We start from the raw sequence: 5,443 nt of genomic DNA on the forward strand, positions 1-5,443 counted from the left end.
AAGTGAAAGTGACAAATAACAATGAGCCTGAACAGAGTTATGGTCAGGCTAGCGTCTTTAGGCGCAGTTTGGCAACAAGGGGTTATACCCCAAGAGCAAACCACCCGTTGGACGGGTGGTCATGATTTTATCGGCACAAGTTCTTGTCCCGAGTCGAGGACAAGAACATGAGCCGATTTCCGATTAGATACATATCTAATTAAAATTCTACAGCTATTGTCGAGGGACAAGAACATGGTCCCATTGAAAGTCGCTATTTTAGCGGCTTTTTTATTTTATCGGTACAAGTTCTTGTCCCGATTGCCGTAATGGACAAGAACATGAGCCGATTCCCGATTAGATAAGTATCTTACTATGTTCCATGCAATTTCATTAAGCTAACGGGCAGGATAGTTAGATAAGACAAGAGAGGATAATAAATTGAACCAAGAGATAATAATTAATCTTCCAATAGTAGCATCAAGAATGCAATATTTTTGGTTTTTTGTAGGATCTTCTTAAGAGTGTAAACCGAAGCCACAATTAAGGGTAATATTTTTCTCTTCATTTAACAATCAAAGTACTTTAAACCATACATAACGTCAATTATATTTGACATTATGTATGGTTTGTTTTATATTTTGGATAGAGGTGACAAGGTGGCTAAGAATTTGAAAATGAAGGCAGCAAGAGCTGCATTGGACCTGTCCCAGAAGGAGTTGGCTGAAGCAGTAGGCGTTACAAGACAAACGGTCAACGCTATTGAGAATGGGGACTATAATCCAACAATCCATTTATGTATTGCTATCTGCAAGAGGCTCGGAAAGACACTGGATCAGCTATTTTGGGAGGAATGAGATAATGAACTCGAAGGATCTTGACGAAATGCAGTTGACCAGACGCAACCACATCGGTAACCAGTCGTTTATGTTACTATTTTATTTACTTTTTCTAGATATCGGACTAAGAGGTTTTGGGGTTACATGGCTAGATTATCCTGTAAATGTCTTCTTGATTATGATCGTGTGCATGTCTTGTTATTTAATCCGTCTACTGTTTGCCGGGGCGTATACAGGGCAGAAAGTGAAGGGAAAGCCGCTCAAAAAGTCAACAGCAGCGCTACTTCTTTCTGTTATTACCTGTGTAACGGCTATCGTTTACTCCTCCAAATTGACGGAAGCAATGGACGACAAAGACGGAACCTTCCTTATTTTAGCCATTTCAATTGCCGTACTTGTGCTGTGTGTTGTGTTTAAGTACTGGAGCAACCGAAGAAACAATCGGGGAGAGGAATAGTTGTGTGATGCCAATATAGACACGGTCCCTATCTTAAAGGGTGATGTTTTCCCCTAAATCTTGAGTTTCATGGTGATGCGCTTAAATAGCAACAATGAATTGGTTTCCGTGGCTTGCTTAATAGACGAAGTTATGTTCATTTTTGAGCTAACGGGTAACGTTAGTTTAAAACATCATGGAGCAGTTTGCCGGTTGGCAGCTGCTCCATTTTTTATTAAGCTAACGGGCAGATTATGTTAATGCACCATTAAACAGCCAATGACATAGTAAACTGGCCCAGTCAAATATTTGAAAATTGTACCTTCAATTTTATTTGAGTTAGGTTTATGGTTGCAATAAAAATATTCTTCTATTCCAACTAGGTAAATGAAAGGGTGTACTTATTATGTTTACAGGCTTATCTACATTTCCTCTAACTCCAATGAATGAGTCCGGAATAGATGAAAAGGCATTTATACAACTGCTCAAACGTTTAACCTCAGCAAGAGTAGATTCGATCGGTGTTTTAGGATCGACTGGCAGCTATGTTTATCTCAATCGAGAAGAACGCCTGCGTGTTACTCAGCTCGCAATTGAGTACGCCGAGGGGATTCCTGTAATGATTGGAATTAGTTCTTTACGTACTCGCGATGTGCTCCAATTAGCTGAAGATGCCCAAAAAGCAGGAGCAAATGGTGTTCTTTTAGCACCTGTGTCATATCAGCAATTAACCGAGGACGAGGTGTTTTCACTGTATGAAACGGTAACAAAATCTCTTACCGTACCCTTGTGTGTATATGATAACCCAAGTACCACTCACTTTCGATTCAGCGATGATTTGCACGGAAAAATTGCAAGGTTACAGCAAGTCCGTTCGATTAAGATCCCTGGGGTTCCCAAGGATTTGGTTTCGGCTAAGGAAAGAGTGGAACAGTTGCGAGCTCATATTCCATCTGATGTCACTATTGGCGTTAGTGGAGACGCGTATGCTGCAGTAGGCTTGAATGCAGGATGCGAGTGTTGGTACTCTGTACTTGGTGGGTTGTATCCAGAAATATGTTTAAAAATAACGCGTTCTGCTCTAACTGGACGTTCTGCAGAAGCTGAGAGTCAATCTGCCCACCTTGACCCTCTTTGGAAGATGTTTCAAAGTTACGGTAGTCTGCGCGTAGTTGCTGCAATGGCCGAAATGCAGGGATTGACCAACAATCCGAGTCTTCCGCTACCGTTACAAGGTTTAAATGAGATAGCTCGCCGAGAACTAGCCAATATCCTTACCATTTTAGAGCTTGATGCTAATAATTAACATGTGCAATATCACCTATTTATTGGACATAAATGAAGACGATAATATCTGAAATGATTAAGCTAACGGGTAACGATAGCTCAATAAAAAAACAAGGAAGCAGCTGACCATCGTGATCGGCTGCTTTTTTTCAACTAACGGGCAGGTTAACGTAATTGCCACATAGAACATGTACTATATTTAAGATGGAAGAAGTTGCTGGAAAGGTGGATATAGATTGGACCCTCGTCAAATTGAGATTCTATGTAATGAATTAGGGCTAGGTGATATAGCCGTTGCCCCTATTGCGTTATCAGGCGGTTTATTACATCGTATGTATGCAGTACAAACCACATCAGGTAGATATGTAGTCAAAGCGTTAAACCCAGAAATTATGGCCAGACCAACGGCCATGCAAAACTTCATCAGATCAGAACTTATTGCTAATCGTGCTGCAAACTATGTACCTGCTCTTCCGGCTAAGAAGTTTAATGGTGCTTCTATCCAACAAGTGGGTGAGCAATTCTGTCTCGTATATGAATGGATGGATGGCAAAAGCCTTAAGCCCAGCGACATAAATACGGGTCATTGCAAAATAATGGGTAGCATTCTTTCATCTCTACATATTGGGGATTTCTCAGACCTTGGAATAGTTAATAATTCTTCTGAAGATCGGAGACTAACTGATTGGAACTTCTATTTGAAAAAAGGGCAAGAGAGTAATGCCGAATGGACAAGTATATTATTTAAAAACAGTGAAATGCTTAACGATTGGAATGCCGAAGCTATAAATTCAGCGAAGCAAATTTCAACAGATATGGTCATCAGTCATGGAGACCTAGACCCTAAGAATGTTTTGTGGGATGTTAAACCAATCCTGATTGATTGGGAATGTGCAGGATATAGAAACTCTAAGCAAGATTTAGTTGAAACGGCTATTTATTGGTCTGAAAATGATTCGGGCGAGATTGACAAAGACAAATTCTTATCTTTCATAGATGGCTATAAGGGAATAACACAAAACCAAATCCATGCAAACTGGAGGATGATACTGGCAAGTGGATTTTTAGGGAAGTTGGACTGGCTAGAATATTGTCTAAAGCGGTCTTTATGGATTGATTGCACGGATCACGATGAACAGAAAGCCGGGACCGAACAGGTTGCTGGAACCATACTAGCTATTAAGCGTTATGCAGAGAAAATTAATGAAATTGAAGGATGGCTGAAAGAGATCTAAATTGCCTGATCGATTACGCTAACGGGAAACTTTAGTTCAATAAATAAAAGAGGGCAGCCGGTCAACACGATCAGCTGCTTTTCGTTAACCTAACGGGCAGTTTAACGCAACAAATTTATTCCAGATTCGTCTGAAAAGTAGGTTGGATTTTACGAGGAGGAGTTGAAATGTTGAGAAAGTTAGTTTTAGGAGCAGCAGTACTTGCCATATGTATGCTTAGTGGTTGCAGTGCTTCGCCCGAAGCCAAAAAGGGAGATTATATTATTTCGAAAGAAGACCAAAGAATCTTAGTAGCGAAGAATATTTCAAAGAAGGATTCTGAAAATAAGACCTTTGCGGACCTCAAAAAGAATAACATCGAATTAATCAACTATATTGTTGAGGATTCCCAACTCTACAATGAGCTTAGGATAGGCGAAAAAGTTAATGTAACCCCCAAAACGAATGACAAAGGTGAATATGTTGTAATGAATTCCGATCCCCCGCAAATTAGAGCTGGTCAGATAGAAAGACTTAAAGATTGATGAGATTATTGTGACGACTAAACAATATTTTATCGTCATTCAACTAACGGGAAACGATAGTTCAATAAGAACAAGAAGGGAGCCAATCAACGTGATCGGCTGCTTTTGTTCAACTAATAACGGGCAGGATAGCTCAATTGGAACACCTTACATAATCTTCCGTATTTATAGTGAAGGATACTTTTGAGAGGAGCTGCTGAAGTGACGAAACTATTGTTTGATCCAATGAAACATCCTGATTGGATCCCGCCGCAATCGGTAGAGTGGCATGCAAATTTGGCGTTAGAAACCGGAGGATACAAGTATCCCTGGAAGTCTATGTTTGACGAACCTCGCGCAGAGGTTATCTTTGCAGAAAAAATTAGGGCCTTTCTCGATGAGAGCACACGGGTATTAGATGTAGGCTGTGGTCACGGTGAATTTACGAAGTTGTTTGCCCACGAAACAAGAGAAGTCGTGGGAATCGACGTCATCGACCGGTACATAGAATCAGCAAATCAGGATCCCAGCGAATCCATAAAATTTCTTGTTGTGGATGCCGATAAACCGTTACCGTTTTCCGATGCCTCCTTTGACGTCGTCTACTCGAAGAAGGGGCCATGGCTATTCCACAAGGGAATACAGGAGGGCCATCGGATCATTAAATCTGGTGGCATGGCGTTAGGATTGTATCATTGCGGGACTGACGGAGGGCTTCGAAGTCTCTTTCCAGGGTTGTATTCACCATTTCCAGACAATTACCTCAACGATATTAAAGCGAAGTTTGAACGCCAGCTATCTGAAAGTGATCTAGAGAAGGTTGAACTCCAGATATTTGAAGAAGTTGAATATCTATTGAGACCCGAGGATGTACTGATTAAGAAATGTTTTGGCCAGAAGGAATCATTGAAGAAAATCGTTTGGCAAGAGTGCTTAAAAGATGTGGAAGACATATTTCTTCAGCATGCAACTCCAAGAGGTTTAAGGGTTATGAACTATCATGCTTTGATGATCGGTAAGGCAAGATAACGATTAAGCTCCCTCGAAGTGATTCAATTTCCTCACTCAAACTCATGAATTCGCAGGATTTCACCCTGAGCTAAACATGAAAGAAGAGAATCCAGGGGAGTCGGTGGCTGGGGACAGTAGAAAGGGCATGCGGGA

General features: G+C 40.9%; 6 protein-coding genes. All 6 read left to right on the forward strand.

From position 1 onward, the window contains the following. The first annotated feature begins 656 nt into the window (after window positions 1-656). On the forward strand, window positions 657-836 hold the full coding sequence (locus tag AK95_RS23425; protein WP_268801976.1) for a helix-turn-helix transcriptional regulator: 180 nt from the start codon (window positions 657-659) through the stop codon (window positions 834-836). Between the two features lie 4 nt (window positions 837-840). After that, entirely contained in the window at window positions 841-1,275 is a 435-nt protein-coding gene (locus AK95_RS23430; protein ID WP_071222342.1) for a DUF6773 family protein, read from the forward strand. Window positions 1,276-1,660: 385 nt separating this feature from the next. Continuing rightward, the gene (locus AK95_RS23435) at window positions 1,661-2,560 is read left to right on the forward strand and encodes a dihydrodipicolinate synthase family protein (RefSeq protein ID WP_071222343.1); all 900 of its coding nucleotides are present in this window, start codon (window positions 1,661-1,663) and stop codon (window positions 2,558-2,560) included. Window positions 2,561-2,777: 217 nt separating this feature from the next. After that, a complete protein-coding gene (locus AK95_RS23440; RefSeq protein WP_071222344.1) occupies window positions 2,778-3,776 on the forward strand; it encodes a phosphotransferase in 999 nt (332 codons plus the stop codon). 167 nt (window positions 3,777-3,943) lie between these two features. Further along, window positions 3,944-4,300: a DUF3221 domain-containing protein gene (locus tag AK95_RS23445; RefSeq protein WP_071222345.1), complete on the forward strand. Its 357-nt coding sequence runs from the start codon at window positions 3,944-3,946 to the stop codon at window positions 4,298-4,300. 201 nt (window positions 4,301-4,501) lie between these two features. Continuing rightward, window positions 4,502-5,308 carry a class I SAM-dependent methyltransferase gene (locus AK95_RS23450; RefSeq protein ID WP_071222346.1) on the forward strand — a complete coding sequence of 269 codons (807 nt, stop codon included), beginning with the start codon at window positions 4,502-4,504 and terminating at the stop codon, window positions 5,306-5,308. Window positions 5,309-5,443 lie beyond the last annotated feature (135 nt).

The organism is Paenibacillus sp. LC231 (assembly GCF_001860525.1).
Lineage (GTDB): Bacteria > Bacillota > Bacilli > Paenibacillales > Paenibacillaceae > Paenibacillus_AQ.